Annotated in this window: 14 protein-coding genes; 11 read left to right on the top strand and 3 right to left on the bottom strand. The window is 72.5% G+C overall.

What is annotated here, in order from left to right:
• The first annotated feature begins 278 nt into the window (after nucleotides 1-278).
• Entirely contained in the window at nucleotides 279-2,069 is a 1,791-nt protein-coding gene (locus ACIP84_RS23395; RefSeq protein WP_401799934.1) for an MFS transporter, read from the top strand.
• 41 nt (nucleotides 2,070-2,110) lie between these two features.
• Here the strand turns inward: ACIP84_RS23395 and ACIP84_RS23390 are convergent, their stop codons facing one another.
• Complete coding sequence (locus tag ACIP84_RS23390; protein WP_030221238.1) at nucleotides 2,111-2,545, bottom strand: cell division protein SepF; 435 nt, start codon at nucleotides 2,543-2,545, stop codon at nucleotides 2,111-2,113.
• 323 nt (nucleotides 2,546-2,868) lie between these two features.
• Here ACIP84_RS23390 and ACIP84_RS23385 point away from each other — a divergent pair, with 323 nt between their 5' ends.
• The gene (locus tag ACIP84_RS23385; RefSeq protein WP_401799932.1) at nucleotides 2,869-4,143 is read left to right on the top strand and encodes a DUF5685 family protein; all 1,275 of its coding nucleotides are present in this window, start codon (nucleotides 2,869-2,871) and stop codon (nucleotides 4,141-4,143) included.
• Nucleotides 4,144-4,175: 32 nt separating this feature from the next.
• Here ACIP84_RS23385 and ACIP84_RS23380 read toward each other — a convergent pair whose 3' ends face one another.
• Complete coding sequence (locus ACIP84_RS23380) at nucleotides 4,176-5,153, bottom strand: ABC transporter substrate-binding protein (RefSeq protein WP_401799929.1); 978 nt, start codon at nucleotides 5,151-5,153, stop codon at nucleotides 4,176-4,178.
• Nucleotides 5,150-5,629 carry a GNAT family N-acetyltransferase gene (locus ACIP84_RS23375; RefSeq protein WP_401799926.1) on the bottom strand — a complete coding sequence of 160 codons (480 nt, stop codon included), beginning with the start codon at nucleotides 5,627-5,629 and terminating at the stop codon, nucleotides 5,150-5,152. The genes ACIP84_RS23380 and ACIP84_RS23375 overlap by 4 nt, the downstream gene beginning before the upstream one ends.
• Nucleotides 5,630-6,073: 444 nt before the next feature.
• Between ACIP84_RS23375 and ACIP84_RS23370 the strand changes: the two genes are divergently transcribed.
• From ACIP84_RS23370 to ACIP84_RS23330, 9 genes are all read left to right on the top strand, one after another.
• Nucleotides 6,074-6,922 (top strand): amino acid ABC transporter permease, encoded by an 849-nt coding sequence (locus tag ACIP84_RS23370; protein WP_355959424.1) that lies wholly within the window; start codon nucleotides 6,074-6,076, stop codon nucleotides 6,920-6,922.
• Nucleotides 6,919-8,724 carry an FAD/NAD(P)-binding protein gene (locus tag ACIP84_RS23365; protein ID WP_401799924.1) on the top strand — a complete coding sequence of 602 codons (1,806 nt, stop codon included), beginning with the start codon at nucleotides 6,919-6,921 and terminating at the stop codon, nucleotides 8,722-8,724. The genes ACIP84_RS23370 and ACIP84_RS23365 overlap by 4 nt, the downstream gene beginning before the upstream one ends.
• A gap of 48 nt (nucleotides 8,725-8,772) precedes the next feature.
• Nucleotides 8,773-9,657, top strand: a complete 885-nt coding sequence (locus tag ACIP84_RS23360) for an amino acid ABC transporter permease (RefSeq protein WP_355959421.1) — start codon at nucleotides 8,773-8,775, stop codon at nucleotides 9,655-9,657.
• Entirely contained in the window at nucleotides 9,654-10,460 is an 807-nt protein-coding gene (locus ACIP84_RS23355) for an amino acid ABC transporter ATP-binding protein (RefSeq protein ID WP_355959419.1), read from the top strand. The genes ACIP84_RS23360 and ACIP84_RS23355 overlap by 4 nt, the downstream gene beginning before the upstream one ends.
• A gap of 40 nt (nucleotides 10,461-10,500) precedes the next feature.
• Nucleotides 10,501-11,478 (top strand): ABC transporter substrate-binding protein, encoded by a 978-nt coding sequence (locus tag ACIP84_RS23350; RefSeq protein WP_073915353.1) that lies wholly within the window; start codon nucleotides 10,501-10,503, stop codon nucleotides 11,476-11,478.
• Nucleotides 11,479-11,515: 37 nt separating this feature from the next.
• Entirely contained in the window at nucleotides 11,516-12,592 is a 1,077-nt protein-coding gene (locus ACIP84_RS23345; protein ID WP_355959417.1) for an LLM class flavin-dependent oxidoreductase, read from the top strand.
• Complete coding sequence (locus ACIP84_RS23340; protein ID WP_401799920.1) at nucleotides 12,589-13,896, top strand: NtaA/DmoA family FMN-dependent monooxygenase; 1,308 nt, start codon at nucleotides 12,589-12,591, stop codon at nucleotides 13,894-13,896. The genes ACIP84_RS23345 and ACIP84_RS23340 overlap by 4 nt, the downstream gene beginning before the upstream one ends.
• Nucleotides 13,897-13,901: 5 nt before the next feature.
• Nucleotides 13,902-14,726 (top strand): DUF1684 domain-containing protein, encoded by an 825-nt coding sequence (locus ACIP84_RS23335; RefSeq protein WP_401799918.1) that lies wholly within the window; start codon nucleotides 13,902-13,904, stop codon nucleotides 14,724-14,726.
• A gap of 179 nt (nucleotides 14,727-14,905) precedes the next feature.
• Nucleotides 14,906-15,805 (top strand): S1 family peptidase, encoded by a 900-nt coding sequence (locus ACIP84_RS23330; RefSeq protein ID WP_355959413.1) that lies wholly within the window; start codon nucleotides 14,906-14,908, stop codon nucleotides 15,803-15,805.
• Nucleotides 15,806-15,831: the final 26 nt, after the last annotated feature.

Below are 15,831 nucleotides of genomic sequence, written 5' to 3'. Positions count from 1 at the left end.
TCCGCCCTATTGTCACCGAGCCGTTTCCGGAAGAGTGTTTGAACGCCGGGAAATTGCTTCAAACACGTGTCCGTACGGAATTCCATGCGACGCGCGAGGCGCCCCGAGTGGCGTACGCCACACCGCGCGGCCCGCCGGGGTGAGAGCTGCACCACGCGCTCGGGCCTTGAACTCGCGTACGCTGACGGCTCACTCGCCCGTCGATGCCGGGCCGCCCCAGGGGCATAAGCCCTGGTCGGGGCCCGCCGAGCGCGAGAGCTTCACTGGGAGGTACGTACATGTCGCAGACGAACACGGCCCCAGCACGACCCCGCGCCGCCGCAGCCGGCGGCGGAGCCAACCGCTGGGTCGTCCTCGTCGTCCTCTGCGTCAGCCTTCTCGTGGTCGCCCTCGACGCGACCATCCTCCATGTCGCGATCCCCTCGCTCACCGAGGAGCTGCGCCCCAGCTCCACCTCGCTGCTCTGGATCGTCGACGCCTACCCGCTGATCTGCGCCTCGCTCCTGATCCTCTTCGGCACTCTCGGGGACCGGGTCGGCCGGCGCAGAATCCTGCTCCTCGGATACGCGCTGTTCGGTATCGCCTCGGCGGTCGCCGCGCTCGCCACCGAACCCTCGGTCCTCATCGGGGCCCGGGTGCTCCTCGGCGTCGGCGGCGCCATGATCATGCCCGCCACGCTCTCCATCCTCCGGGCGGTCTTCCCCGACCGGCGGGAGCGCGCCACCGCCATCGGGATCTGGACGGCGGTCGCCGCGATAGGTGCCGCCACCGGGCCGGTGCTCGGCGGCTTCCTCGTCGAGCACTACTGGTGGGGCTCCGTCTTCCTCATCAACATTCCGCTGATGGCGCTCATCCTGCCGCTCGGCCGCCGCCTGCTCCCCGAGTCCCGGGGAGCCGCCGACGGACCCTGGGACGTCCTCGGGGCGCTGATGGCCGCCGCCGGTGTGCTCGGCTGCGTCCTCGGGGTCAAGCGCGCCGGTGCCGGCGAACCCCTCCTCGCACTCCCGACCGCCGGGCCGCTGCTGCTCGGCGCCGCGCTCCTCGTGCTCTTCGTACGGCGCCAGAGGCGACGGCCCCACCCGCTGATCGACATGCGGCTCTTCTCCCGGGCCGCCTTCACCACCTCGGTCGGCTGCATCGTGCTCGCGATGCTGGCCCTGGTCGGCCTGCAGCTCATCGCCGTGCAGTACCTCCAGCTGGTCCTCGGCCTCAGCCCGCTGGAGACCGGGCTGCGGCTGCTGCCGCTCACCTTCGCCGCCATGGCCGCCGGCGCCACCGGCTCGTACACCCTGCGCAGGATCGGACCGCGCCGGATGGTCGGCTGGGGCTTCGTCCTCACCGCCGCCGCCGTGCTGCTGCTCACCTTCATGGGGCAGCACGACCGGCCGCTGCTGCTCACGGTGGGCTTCGTGCTGCTCGGCTTCGGCCTGCAGACCACGCTCTTCTCGGCGTACGAGTCGATGCTCAGCGAGGCCCCGCAGCGGAGCGCGGGCGCCGCTGCCTCGATCGGCGAGACCTCGTACCAGCTCGGCGCGGGCATGGGCACGGCCCTGCTCGGCAGCGTGATGAACGCGGCGTACGCCCCCGGGCTCGCCGCCGTGCCCGGGGTGCCCGCGGAGGCGAGCCGGGCCGCCGCGAACTCGCTCGGCGAGGCCTACCAGGTCGCCCACCAGCTCGGCGGCGCGGCCGGCGGCGCACTGCACCAGGCCGCCCGGCACGCCTTCGTGGACGGGCTGCACATCACGCTCTTCGTGAGCGCGGGACTGCTGCTGATCGGCGCGGCGATGGCCCGGCGCCTGCCCCGGGTGATGGAGTGCCCGGTGGATCCGGAGGAGACGATGTCCGACGGTGTCCCGGAGGCGGAGCGGCCGGTCCTGCCGAAGCCGGCTCCTTCGGAGACGGCCGGGTCCGAGCCCGTCCGGTCCGCGCCGGCGCCGTCGAGGCCCACGGGGGCCGCGCGGTCCCCGGAGTCGTCCGAGGCACGGGAGCTCGCCGAAGCGTCCGAGCCGCGGGTGCCCGCGACCCGGGAAGCGATCGAGCCCGCCGGCTCGGGGCGTCCGGCGCACTGACCCGATCCCTCGGGGGGTGCCCGGCCGGCCGGCGGACTCGCTCAGCTCTGGTTGAAGAAACCGTCCTGCCGGCGCCGGCCCGTCTCGCCGGTGACGATCTGGGTGTCGGCGGGGGTCAGCAGGAAGACCCGCGTCGCCACGCGCTCGATCGAACCGCGCAGACCGAAGGCGAGACCGGCGGCGAAGTCGACCACGCGCTTGGCGTCGTTCGGCTCCATCGCGGTCAGGTTCACGATGACCGGAACACCGTCCCGGAAGAGCTCGCCGATGCCCCTGGCGTCCCGGAAGCCGTCGGGGGAGACGGTGGCGATGCGTCGGCCCCGGTCCTCGGCGGTGTCCGTGGCCACCCGGACCCGGGGGTCCGTCACCCAGGCGTCGCCGCCCTCGGCACCGTCGGCGTACTCGTCGTCGTAGTAACGCTCGTCGTTGTCCTCGACGAGTCCCAGCCAGGCACTCGCCTTGCGCACCGATCCCATGGACGCCTCCTTTCACGCGGTCACTTGTGGTTCCGCATTTCCCTATCGTCCTTCATGATGCGGATCGCGCGCCAAGTGGATAGTCGGCGCGCAGGGGATTCGTGACGGTACTGGTGCAGAACGTGAGCACCGTTTCCTGGCGATACGTCAGGAAACGTGCGGTATGCGGGGCCTGAGGGAGGGCCATGTAGCTGAAAATATGAAAGTCGGGCCACAAGGGTGACGATGGGCGCGTACGGGTGAACGGACCCGCTCGCTACGATGCCGCGAGGCCGTCCGGCGGTCCATAGCCCGGCCCAGATTCACGACTCACGGGGGAGTCCATGTTCGGAATCGTCAGACCCTGCACCCATCGGCTCACCGACGGGCTCAAGACCGAGTGGATGGCCCATCTCTGCGGCCTCTGCCTGGCACTTCGCGCCGACCACGGCCAGTTCGCCCGGGTCGTCACCAACTACGACGGGCTCATCGTCTCGGTCCTGACGGAGGCTCAGACCGGCGTCACGGAGGCGGGCCGTCGCACGGCAGGACCCTGCGCGCTGCGCGCCATGCGGACCGCGCCCGTGGCCAGGGGCGAGGGCGCCCGGCTCGCCGCCGCCGTCTCGCTGGTCCTCGCCTCGGCGAAGGTGCGGGACCACGTCGCCGACCGGGACGGGCTGTTGGCCCGTCGGCCCGCCGCCGCCGCGGCCCGCCGCGTCGCCCGCTCCTGGGACAAGGCGGGAGCCAGGACGGGCCGCGCCCTCGGCTTCGACACCGCCGTCCTCGTCGACGCCGTCGACCGCCAGACCGGGATCGAGGCCCTCGCCGGACCCGGCACCTCCCTGCTCACCGTCACCGAACCGACCGAGACCGCCACCGCGGCCGCCTTCGCGCACACCGCCGTCCTCGCCGGACGGCCCGGGAACGCGGAGCCGCTCGCCGAGGCGGGCCGGCTCTTCGGGCGCCTCGCGCACCTCCTCGACGCCGTCGAGGACCAGACCGCCGACGCGGAGAAGGGCGCCTGGAACCCGCTCACCGCGACCGGCACCTCCCGCGAGGAGGCCCGCCGGCTCGCCGACGACGCCCTGCACGGCATCCGCCTCGCGCTGAAGGACGCCGAGTTCGCCGACGACAAGCTGGCGCACGTCCTGCTCGCCCACGAGCTCCGCACCTCGGTGGACCGCGCCTTCGGCACGACGACCTGCGCGCACGGGGCGTCGGGGGCGGGGCAGGGGTCGGCCTACGGGCAGGGGCCGGTGCCGGGCAATCCGTACGCGGGCGGGGCGCCGGGACCGTACCAGCCCCACGGCGGCGGTGGCGGGAACCCGTACGGCGGCGGCCCGGGTGGATCCGGCGGATCCGGCGGATCTGGTGGATCCGGTGGATTTGGTGGGCTGCCGCCGCAGTTCGGCGGCGGCGCCCCGCAGGCACCCAAGCCGCGCGGCTTCCTCGCCGGGTGCGCCATGTTCACCTGGCTCTTCTGCACCTGCCAGATCTGCTGCGCCAAGGAGTACGAGGGCCCCTGGTCCCGCAAGAAGCGCGAGGGCTGCTGCCGGGACTGCGACTGCGACCCCGGCTGCGGCAACTGCGACTGCTGCTGCCCCTGCGACGGCTGCTGACGGACCGTCGGCCCACCGGGGCTCCGCGTCCCCTACTTCTTCGGCGCCGGGATCTCCGGCGGGGAGATCTGCGACGTGGCGATGCCCGACCCCGTCACGCCCCACTTCCGCAGGATCCTGTCGTACGTCCCGTCCGCCTTCAGGCCGTTCACCGCGGCCTGGAAGGCGGGCGCGAGCGGCGTGCCCTTCCTGAAGGCGAAGCCGACGTCGAGCCGCCGGTACTCGTTGAGGAACTTCACGTTCTTCTGCTGCGTCACCGCGTACCGCACCCCGTTGATCGTGTTCATCACGACATCGCTGCGGCCCTGCTGGAGCGACATCCAGATCGCCCCGGTCTCGCTGTAGACGTTCACCTCGTACGGCTCCTTGCCCGCCTCCGCGCACCGGCCCTTGTTCTGCTCCAGGGTCCGCTCGAAGGTGGTGCCCGCGTTCACGGCCACCTTCAGGCCGCACAGCTGCGTGAGGTCGGTGACCGCCTTCAGCGGGCTGTCCGCGCGGCTCGCGAAGCCCTGGCCGTCGTTGATGTAGGTCACGAAGTCGATGGCCTTGCGCCGCTCCTCGGTCACGCCGAAGTTCCCGGTGCCGACGTCGTACTTGCCGCTGCCGAGCGCCGGCAGGATCGCCTCGAACCCGACCACCTCGCGCTTGAGCTCCAGGCCGAGGGCCTTCGCCACCGCCGCGGCGAAGTCGGCGTCGACCCCCACGACCGTCTTCCCGTCGGGCAGGTACGCCGAGCTGGGCGGGGTGGCGACGGACGAGGCGATCGTGAAGCTGCCCCGCTGCCGTACGTCGGCGGGCAGCAGCTTCGCCGCGGCCTCGTTCTTCTTCACCGCCGAGACCACGTCCTCCGTCGGGAGCGCGCCCTTCGCGACCCCCGGTGCCCCCGAGGCACCGGCCGGGGCCGTCGCGGGATCGCCGCCCGCGCAGGCGGTCAGGGTGAGGGCGGCGCCGGTGATCAGGGCGAAGACGAGGGCGGTGCGTGCGGTGCCGGGACGCGTGCGCGTGGTCATGGCTTCGGGTTCTCCAGGAGTTTCTCGAACGGCAGCGGGCCGATCGACTCGGGATCGGCGGACACGTCGAAGAGCGGGCGGTAGCCGCTCGCCAGATAGAGGCCCCTGGCCTCCGGCTGGCGCGGTCCGGTCGTGAGATAGAGGCGGGAGTAGCCGCGGGCGGCGGCCTCCCGTTCGAGCACGGTCAGGACCTGGCGGGCGAGTCCGCGCCTGCGGTGCGCCGAGTGGGTCCAGATCCGCTTCAGTTCGGCGGTGTCGTCGTCGTAGCGGCGGTAGGCGCCGCCCGCCACGGGCCGGCCCTGCTCGAGGAGGAGCAGGAAGGCGCCGTGGGGCGGGGCGAACTCCTCCGCCGGGTAGCGGCTCAGGTCGTGCGCGGAGCCGTACCGGGTCGTGTACTCGTAGGCCAGCTCGTCGAGGAGCGGGCGCGCCAGAGGGTCGGTGGTCGTGGTCCGGTGCACGGACAACGCGAAGGTCATGAAGGTCCTTCAGGACGAAGGAGAGCAGCCCTTCAGAACGAAGGAGGGCGGCGCGGCAGAGCGAGGGGAGGGGAGAGCTCAGGCACCACGAGGGGCCTGGATGTGAAGGCGCCGCGGAGAACAGCACGCGGACGGGGCGGAGCCGGAGGCCGGCTCACCGAGCAGAGGGTCGGCTCAACAGGAAGAGGACCACACGCGACCGAAGTCGATGTGGGAGCGCGTGACCAGCTGCTGCGAATGCATGGCCACAGTGGAACAGGCATCCGTTCCCGCGTCAACTGCGATGAGACGTACAGCTCACAGTGCGGACACCCTTGACAACGGGGCCTGTTGACCGCATAGCCTCGAAGGGCGGATCGGGGCTGAGGGGCCCGGTTCCGTGCTCATCGCGTGTGAAGGCGCACCCCGTGTTCGATCCGCCTCTGGCATCCACGGAGTCTTCGTATGTCCGCGACCCTGGTCAAAACCCCCTCCACGGCCCCGCCGGCCGAACCACCGCCCCGCATCGTCCCCGCCCGCCGCGCCGGGCAGTGGACCGCCGCGGCCCTCGTCCTCGTCCTGCTCGCCCTCGGCCTGGTCTCGGTCGTCCGCAACAAGGCCTTCCAGTGGGACGTGGTCGCCGAGTACTTCACCTCCGCGTCCGTCCTGCGCGGACTCGGCCTCACCCTGTGGCTGACCGCCCTCGTCATGGCGCTCGGCTTCGTCCTCGGCACCCTGCTCGCGGTGCTCAGGCTCTCCGCCAACCCCGTTCTGCGCGCGGTGAGCTGGGGATACGTGTGGTTCTTCCGGTCCACCCCGATCCTGGTCCAGCTGCTCTTCTGGTTCAACATCGGCGCGCTCTACCCGCAGATCCTCGGCGTCAGCACCGTCAACCTCCTCGGCCCCGTGTCCGTCGCCGTCATCGGCCTCACCCTGCACGAGGCCGCCTACGCCGCCGAGGTCGTGCGCGGCGGCATCCTCTCCGTCGACCCCGGCCAGCTCGAGGCCGCCCAGTCCCTCGGCCTCGGCCGGTGGCGCCGGCTCTCCCGGATCGTGCTGCCGCAGGCCATGCGGGCGATCGTCCCGCCGGCCGGGAACATGCTCATCGGCACCCTCAAGGGCACCTCGATCGTCTCCGTGATCGCCGTCCAGGACCTGCTCTACTCGACCCAGCTCATCTACCACCGCACGTACGAGGTCATCCCGCTGCTGCTCGTGGCCACGCTCTGGTACGTCGCCGTCACCTCCGTCCTCAGCCTCGGCCAGCACTACGTCGAGCGCCACTACGCCCGCGGTACGGCGGGTGCGCGATGAGCGCGAACGCCTCGATCGTGATCGTGGGAGCCGGGCCGCGGGGGACCGGCTTCCTCGAACGGCTCGCCGCCAACCTGCCCGAGCTGTACGGCGACCGCCCCCTCGACCTCCACCTCGTCGACCCGCACCCGCCGGGCCCCGGCCGCATCTGGCGCACCGCGCAGTCCCCGCTGCTCTGGATGAACTCCCGGGCCGAGGACGTCACCATGTTCACCGACGAGACCGTGGATCTGGTGGGCCCCGTCCGCCCCGGCCCCACCGTCGCCGAGTGGGCCGGCATCGAGGGCCGGAGCTTCCCCACCCGCCCCCAGCAGGGCGCCTACCTGCGCTGGGTGTTCGAGCGGGCCCGGGCCGCGCTGCCCGCCTCCGTCTCCGTCCACGAGCACCGCACCAGCGCCCTGCGGATCGCCGGCCCGCGCGAGGGGCGCCAGCGCGTCTGGCTGGAAGGCTCCGCCGCGCCCCTCCTGGCCGACCTCGTCGTCCTCACCGTCGGCCACCTGGACGCCGAACCCGACCCGGAGCAGCGGGCCCTCGCCGGCTTCGCCGCCCGCCACGACCTCGTCCACCTGCCGCCCGACTTCACCGCCGACACCGACCTGACCGCCCTGCCCGCCGGCGAGACCGTCCTCGTCCGCGGCTTCGGGCTCGCCTTCGTCGACCTGATGGTGCTGCTCACCGAGGGCCGCGGCGGACGGTACGAGGGCGAGGGAGACGCGCTGGTCTACGTGCCCTCCGGCAAGGAACCGGTGCTGCACGTCGGATCGCGCCGGGGCGTCCCGTACCACTCGAAGATCGGTTACGCCCTCGAAGGCGAACGGCCCCCGCTGCCCCGCTTCTTCGGCCCCGAGCAGACCGACGCCCTGCTGCGGAGGACCGGGCCGATCGACTTCCGGCGCGACGTGTGGCCGCTGGTCGACAAGGAACTCGGCTGGGCCCACTACCACCGGCTCTTCTCCACCCACCCCGAGCGGACCGTGCTCGGCTGGGACGACTTCGAGCGGGCCTACGCGGCGGCGCCGCCGCGCGGCGCCGAACTCGCCGCCGTCGTCGCCGCGGCCGTCCCCGACCCGGCCGACCGGCTCGACCTGGACGCCCTCGACCACCCCCTGGAGGGCATCCGCTTCGCCTCGAAGGAAGCCCTCCAGCACGGTCTGCGCGCCTACATCACCGACGACCTGACCCGCCGTCACGACCCGGCCCACAGCTCCGACGCCGCCGTCTTCGCCGGCCTGCTCTCCGTCTACGGGCAACTCCTCCGGCTCGGAAACCGCATCGACACCGGCGACTGGTGGCACGGCTTCTTCAGCTACCTCGCCTCCGGGCCGCCCGGCCCCCGGCTGCGCCAGCTCCTCGCCCTCTCCCGCGCCGGCGTCGTCCGCTTCCTCGGCCCGCAGGTCACCGTCGAGGCCGACGAGGAGCGCGGCGTCTTCCGGGCCGCGTCCGCCGCCGTGCCGGGGGAGTGGACCGAGGCACGCGCCCTGGTCGAGGCCCGGCTCCCCGACCCCTCGCTCGAACTCACCAGCAGCCCGCTCCTGCGCGCCCTGCACGAGGAGGGCGCCCGGGCCACCGCCAGCGGCCTCCTCGTCGTCGACCCCGTCGACGGCCGGGTCCTCGACTTCGACGGACGTCCGCACCCGCGCCGCTTCGCGCTCGGTCCGCACACCACCGCGCGGACCGACAGCGCCTTCACCCGGCCCCGTACCGGCGGGGTCGCCTTCCGGCAGAACGACGTCACCGCGCGGGCGGCCCTGACGTTCCTGCGCGACCGGGCGTGTCGGCTCCCGGCCCCGCTGAGCGCCTGAACCCTCCCCGCTCCCTCCCGCCGCCCGACCCCTTTCCGAGGAACCGCCATGTCTCTCACCAGCGATCCGCCCGCCACCAGAGCCGTCGAGAAGGAACCCGCGGTGGGCCCCGAGCTCGTGGTCGTCCCCGTGCGGCACCCCTGGCGCTGGGTGGCCGTCGTCGTCACCGCCGTCCTGCTCGTCCAGTTCGTCCACGGGCTCGTCACCAACCCCGGCTGGGAGTGGGACGTCTTCGCCGCGTTCTTCACCACCGAGACGGTCCTCCGGGCCGTCTGGGTCACCCTCCAGCTCACCTTCTACGGCACCGCCCTCGGCTTCGCGATCGGCATCGTGCTCGCCTTCATGCGCCTGTCGGCCAGCCCGTTCCTGCGGTCCGTCGCCTTCGGCTACATCTGGGCCTTCCGCTCGATCCCGCTCATCGTGCAGCTGCTCTTCTGGTTCAACCTCGCTTATCTGTACAAGGAGCTGAGCATCGGCATCCCGTTCGGGCCGAGCTTCCTCTCCTTCGACACGATGGGCCTGGTCGGCGAGATGAGCGCCGCCGTCCTCGGGCTTGCCCTGCACCAGGCGGCCTACGCGGCGGAGATCGTCCGCGGCGGTGTACTCGCCGTGGACGAGGGCCAGTTGCAGGCCGCGGCCTCCCTCGGCATCCCGCGGCTGCGGCAGGTGCGGCGGATCGTCCTGCCGCAGGCGATGCGCTCGATCCTGCCCAACGCCGCCAACGAGATCATCTCGCTCTTCAAGGGCACCTCGATCGTCTCCGTCATGGCGATCGGCGAGCTCTTCTACCAGGTCCAGGTCGTCTACGGCCGCAACGGACGGGTCGTCCCGCTCCTGATGGTCGCCACCGCCTGGTACGTCCTGCTCACCACCGCGCTCTCCGTCGTCCAGCACTACGTCGAACGCCACTACGCGAAGGGGAGCGTCCGATGAGCTCCGTCACCGTCGACCCGGCCTCCGAGGCCCGGGCCGCCACCACCGCCAAGGTCGAGATCCGGGCCGTCCACAAGAACTTCGGCCCCCTCCACGTCCTGCGCGGCATCGACCTCGACGTCCGCGCCGGCGAGGTCACCGTCGTCCTCGGTCCCTCGGGCTCCGGCAAGTCCACCCTCCTGCGGACCATCAACCACCTGGAGAAGGTCGACAGCGGCACCGTCAGCGTCGACGGCACCCTCGTCGGCTACCGCCGTTCCGGCAACAAGCTCTACGAGCTGCGCGAGCGGGACATCCTCAAGCAGCGCACCAGGATCGGCTTCGTCTTCCAGAACTTCCACCTCTTCCCGCACCTCACCGTCCTAGAGAACATCGTCGAGGCCCCCGTCTCGGCCCTGAAGCGCCCCCGCAGGGAGGCCGAGGCCGCGGCCCGGACGCTGCTCGAACGCGTGGGACTCGCCGACAAGGCGGAGGCGTACCCCAAGCAGCTCTCCGGCGGACAGCAGCAGCGGGTCGCCATCGCCCGCGCGCTCGCCCTCGAACCCGGCCTGCTCCTCTTCGACGAGCCGACCTCCGCGCTCGACCCCGAGCTGGTCGGCGAGGTCCTCGACGTCATCAAGGACCTGGCCGCCTCCGGCACCACCATGATCGTCGTCACCCATGAGATCGGCTTCGCCCGCGAGGTCGCCGACACCGTGGTCTTCATGGACGAGGGCCGGATCGTCGAGCAGGGTCCGCCGGCCGAGGTGCTCGACAGCCCCCGCCATGAACGCACCCGCGCCTTCCTCTCCAAGGTCCTCTGACCACCCACCCACCCACCCCTTCCTGTTCAGGAGTACTGCCATGAAGACCCGCCGCACCGTCCTCGCCGCCCTCGCCTCGCTCACCGCCCTCGGCGTCCTCACCGCCTGCGGCTCGGGTGACGCCGCCCTCGACGCGGCCAAGCCCGAGGCGAAGAAGGCCGCCGACGGCATCAACCTCAGCCCCGAGCAGAACCGCGTCCACACCCCCAAGGTCGACGCACTGGCCGCGAAGCTGCCCGAGGCCGTCCGCAAGAGAGGCACCCTGGTCCTCGGCGTCTCCGCGACGAGCAATCCGCCGCTCGCCTTCCACGCCACCGACGACAAGACGCTGATCGGCGTCGAGGTCGACCTCGCGACCCTGGTCGCCGACGCCCTCGGTCTGAAGCCCGAGTTCAACCCGGTCTCCTGGGAGAACCTCTTCGTGGGCCTCGACAGCGGCAAGTACGACGCCGTCTTCTCCAACGTCACCGTCACCGAGGAGCGCAAGGACAAGTACGACTTCGCCACCTACCGCCTGGACGACCTCGCCTTCGAGGCGAAGAAGGGCTCCGGCTGGACGGTCAAGGGCCCCGAGGACGTGGCGGGCAAGGCGATCGCCGTCGGCTCCGGCACCAACCAGGAGAAGATCCTCGTCGACTGGTCCGCGCAGAACGAGAAGGCCGGCCGCAAGCCGGTCGACATCAAGTACTACCAGAACACCTCGGACTACTACCTGGCGCTCCAGTCCGGCCGGATCGACGGCTACCTCGGGCCCAACCCCGTCGCCGCCTACCACGTGCTCTCCGCCGGACAGACCGAGATCGTCGGCAAGTTCTCCGGCGCGGGCGCCGGACTCCAGGGCAAGATCGCGGCCACCACGAAGAAGGACAGCGGACTCGTCGCCGCCTACGCCGCCGCGATCGACCACATCGTCGAGAACGGCACCTACGCCCAGGTCCTCAAGCGCTGGGGCCTCGACAGCGAGGCCGTGACGAAGTCGGAGATCAACCCGCCCGGGCTGCCCCGCACCAAGAACTGACCGCGCTCCGTCCGCTCCACGCCTCGAGAGAGACCGCATGACCAGCAGCCGAACGCTCCACCTCGCCGCCGAACTCGCCCCGGGCGCCCACGACTCCCCGGGCGCCCTCGCCTCCGCCGCCGCCCGTGCCGCCGCATCCACCGTCGCCGGGACCGGCGGACGTACCGTCGCGCTCGCCCGGCTCGCCGAGGCCGCCGGGCTCGACTTCCTCACCCACGACGACTCCTTCACCCGGCCCGGCCTGGACGCGCTCGCCGTCCTGGCCCGGGTCGCCCCCGAGACCCGCTCCATCGGTCTCGTGCCGACCGTGACCACCACCCACACCGAGCCCTTCCACGTCCAGGCCGCCGTCGCCACCCTCGACTGGGTGAGCCGGGGGCGGGCCGGCTGGCGGATCGCGGTCTCCCCGACCGGGGCCGAGGCCAGGCTCTTCGGCCGGCGGCCGGCCCCGCCCACCGCCGAGCTCTGGCAGGAGGCGGGCGAGGTCGCCGAGGTCTCCCGCAAACTGTGGGACAGCTGGGAGGACGACGCCGAGATACGGGACGTGGTGACCGGGCGGTTCGTCGACCGCCGCAAGCTGCACCACGTCGACTTCCAGGGCGCGACCTTCTCGGTCACGGGCCCCTCGATCGTCCCCCGGCCCCCGCAGGGCAACCCGGTGACCGTCGTGGACGCCACCCGCCCCGCCGCCCGCGACACCGCCGCCCACCATGCCGACGTCGCCCTGATCAGGGCCTCCTCCGCCGAGGAGGCCGCCGCCCTCCGCGCCGAACTGCGGCAGGGGGCCCGCGCCCACGGCCGGGACCCCGGACAGCTGCGCGTCCTGCTCTCGGCGACCGTCGACCTCGACGCGTACGAGGGCGGGCCCGGGGCGCTCGCCGAACTGATCGCGGGCTGGCACGGCGGCGGCGCCGTCGACGGCTTCCACCTCGTACCGGCCGTGCCCGAGCGGGACCTGGAGCGGTTCACCGCCGGCACCGTCGCCCGGCTGCGCGACCGGGGGCTCTTCCGTACGGCCTACGAGGGCACCACCCTCCGCGACCACCTGGGGCTCGCCCGCCCCGTCAGCCAGTACGCCACCGAGGCACGGGTGACGACGGGAGCACCCGCATGAGCACGCCTCCGGACCGGAAGCAGATCCACCTCGCCGCGCACTTCCCCGGCGTCAACTCCACCACCGTCTGGGCCGATCCGCGCTCCGGTTCGCAGATCGACTTCTCCTCCTTCGAGCATCTCGCCAGGACCGCGGAGCGCGGGCTCTTCGACTTCTTCTTCCTGGCCGAGGGGCTGCGGCTGCGCGAGCACAACGGCCGGATCCACGACCTCGACGTCGTCGGCCGGCCCGAGTCGATCACCGTCCTGAACGCGCTCGCCGCCGTCACCGACCGGCTCGGCCTGGCGGGTACGGTCAACGCCACCTTCAACGAGCCGTACGAACTGGCCCGCCGGCTCGCCTCGCTCGACCACCTCAGCGCCGGCCGGGCCGCCTGGAACGTCGTCACCTCGTCGGACGCCTTCACCGGCGAGAACTTCCGGCGCGGCGGCTACCTGGACCGGGCCGACCGGTACACCCGGGCCGCCGAGTTCCTCGCCACGGCCCGGGAGCTGTGGGACTCCTGGACCCCGGAGGGCCGGCAGCGGCCCTTCGTCCACAACGGGCCGCAGTTCGGGATCGAGGGCGAGTTCACCGTCCCGCGCTCCCCGCAGGGGCACCCGGTCGTCATCCAGGCCGGCGACTCCGCCGACGGCAGGGAGTTCGCGGCCTCCGCCGCCGACGTGATCTTCACCCGGCACTCGACCCTGGAGGCGGGCCGGGAGTTCTACGCCGACGTCAAGGGGCGGCTCGCCCGGTACGGGAGGGAGCCCGGCGATCTGAAGATCATGCCCGGGGTGACGTACGTCCTCGGCGACACCGACGGCGAGGCGCAGGAGCGCGCCGGTGAGATCCGCCGCCAGCAGGTCTCCCCGCAGAACGCGATCCTCGCCCTGGAGCAGATCTGGGGCCGCGACCTGTCCGGTTACGACCCGGACGGACCGCTTCCGGACGTCGATCCCGATCCCGACTCGACCCTGGTCCAGGGGCGGGTGCGGGTCGCCGACCCGGTCGGGGTGGCCAGGAAGTGGCGGGCGCTCTCCGAGGCCAAGGGCCTGTCGATCCGTCAGACGGTCGTCGAGTCCACCGGCCGGCAGTCCTTCGTCGGCAGCCCGGGGACGGTCGCGGCGGCCCTGGAGGAGTTCGTCGCCACGGACGCCGCCGACGGCTTCATCCTCGTCCCCCACCTCACCCCCGGCGGCCTCGACGACTTCGTCGACCGGGTCGTCCCGCTGCTCCAGGAGCGGGGCGTCTTCCGTACGGAGTACTCCGGCACGACGCTCCGGTCGCACCTCGGGCTTCCCGAGCCCGTATGGAAAGGTTGAGCATCATGAGCACGGACAACGACAGCGGCACGGGTAGGGACGCGGGGGCCGACGCCCGGCAGGAGTGGCAGCACTGGCACGAGCAGCGGGAGGCCGCCGTCTCCTCCTCGTACGGTCCGCTCTCCCTCACGGGCACCCACTGGCTCTCGGACTTCCCGGAGGGGCGAATTCCGGCCGTTCCGGGGGAGTGGCGGGAGGACGGCGACGAGGTGCTCCTCAGCGCCCGCGCCGAGGACGGGATCAGCGTCGACGACAAGCCCTTCACCGGCACGGTCCGGCTCACCGCCGACCACGGTCCGATCCACGAGTCCCGCGTCGGGTCGGCGGGCCGGCGGCTCGTGGTGCTGCGGCGCGAAGGGCTCTGGGCCGTCAGGGACTTCGACCCCGGCTCCGAGGCCCGTACCGCCTTCCGGGGCATCGAGGCCACCCCGTACGACGAGCGCTGGGTGGTGCCCGGAGTCTTCCGGCCGTACGAGCGGACGCGCAGCGTACGGGTGGAGAACGCCGACGGCCGCGAGCGCGGCCTCGGGCTCTCCGGGGAGCTGGTCTTCGAACTGCACGGCGGCGAGCACACCCTCCAGGTGGCCGTCGAGGACGACGGCTCCCTCTGGGCGGTCTTCGCCGACGCCACCAGCGGCCGGGACAGCTACCGCTTCCGCTTCCTGCGCCCGGCGGCGCCGGCGGCGGACGGCTCGGTGACGGTGGACCTCAACCGCGCGCTGCTGCCGCCGTGCGCCTTCGCCGACCACTTCATCTGCCCGTTCCCGCCGCCGGGGAACACGCTCGACACCGCCGTCGCGGCGGGGGAGCGGCGACTGAACGAGGTCTGACTTCTCAACGCGGGTGAATCTGCGGGAAGTTGAGGGCCGTACGGCCGAATCGCGCCCTTGCGGCGTGAAGTCGTACGGCCCGAGACTCCCCCACAGCGCCGGCCCCGGGCCGCGCCTCACGGGCCCGGCACCCCACGGCGGGCCCCCGATTCCCCTCGGGAGGAACAGAAGTGAGGACCATGCGCACCACCCCCACGAGAACCGTCCGGCTCCTCGCCGTCGCGGCAGGCCTCGCCGCCGCGGCCGCGCTCGCCGTCCCCACCGCGAACGCGGGCACCGCCGACACCGCACAGAGCACCCGCACCTTCGACGCCGCCGCCCTCTCGGCGACCGGCGACGCCGTCCGGGCCGCCGACGTGGCCGGTACCGCCTGGTACGCCGACACCGCCACCGGCAAGCTCGTCGTCACCGCCGACTCCACCGTCAGCCAGGCCGGGCTCGCGAAGATCAAGCGCCAGGCCGGCGCCCACGCGGACGCCATCCGGATCGAACGCACCCCCGGAAAGTTCAGCAAGCTGATATCCGGCGGCGACGCGATCTACGCCACCAGCTGGCGCTGCTCGCTGGGCTTCAACGTCCGGGACGGCGCGGGCAACTACTACTTCCTGACCGCCGGACACTGCACCGACGGCGCGGGCACCTGGTACTCCAACTCCTCCCGGACCACCGTCCTCGGTACCACCGCGGGGTCCAGCTTCCCGGGCAACGACTACGGGCTGGTGCGCTACACCAACGCCTCCGTCACCAAGTCCGGCACGGTCGGCAACGTGGACATCACGAGCGCCGTCAACGCCACCGTCGGCATGTCCGTCACCCGCCGCGGCTCCACCACCGGCATCCACAGCGGCTCCGTGACGGGCCTCAACGCCACCGTGAACTACGGCGGCGGCGACATCGTCTCCGGCCTGATCCGCACGAACGTCTGCGCCGAGCCCGGCGACTCCGGCGGCCCGCTCTACTCGGGCGGCCGAGCCGTCGGCCTCACCTCGGGCGGCAGCGGCAACTGCTCCACGGGCGGGACGACCTTCTTCCAGCCCGTGACGGAGGCGCTGAGCGCGTACGGGGTCAGCGTCTTCTAGCCGGCCCGGGACGAAGACACCGGAGT

Origin of the sequence: Streptomyces sp. NPDC088707, assembly GCF_044752725.1 — a bacterium.
Lineage (GTDB): Bacteria > Actinomycetota > Actinomycetes > Streptomycetales > Streptomycetaceae > Streptomyces.
The sequence above is the reverse complement of the archived record's forward strand: the minus strand, read 5'-3'. Positions and strand labels throughout refer to the sequence as shown.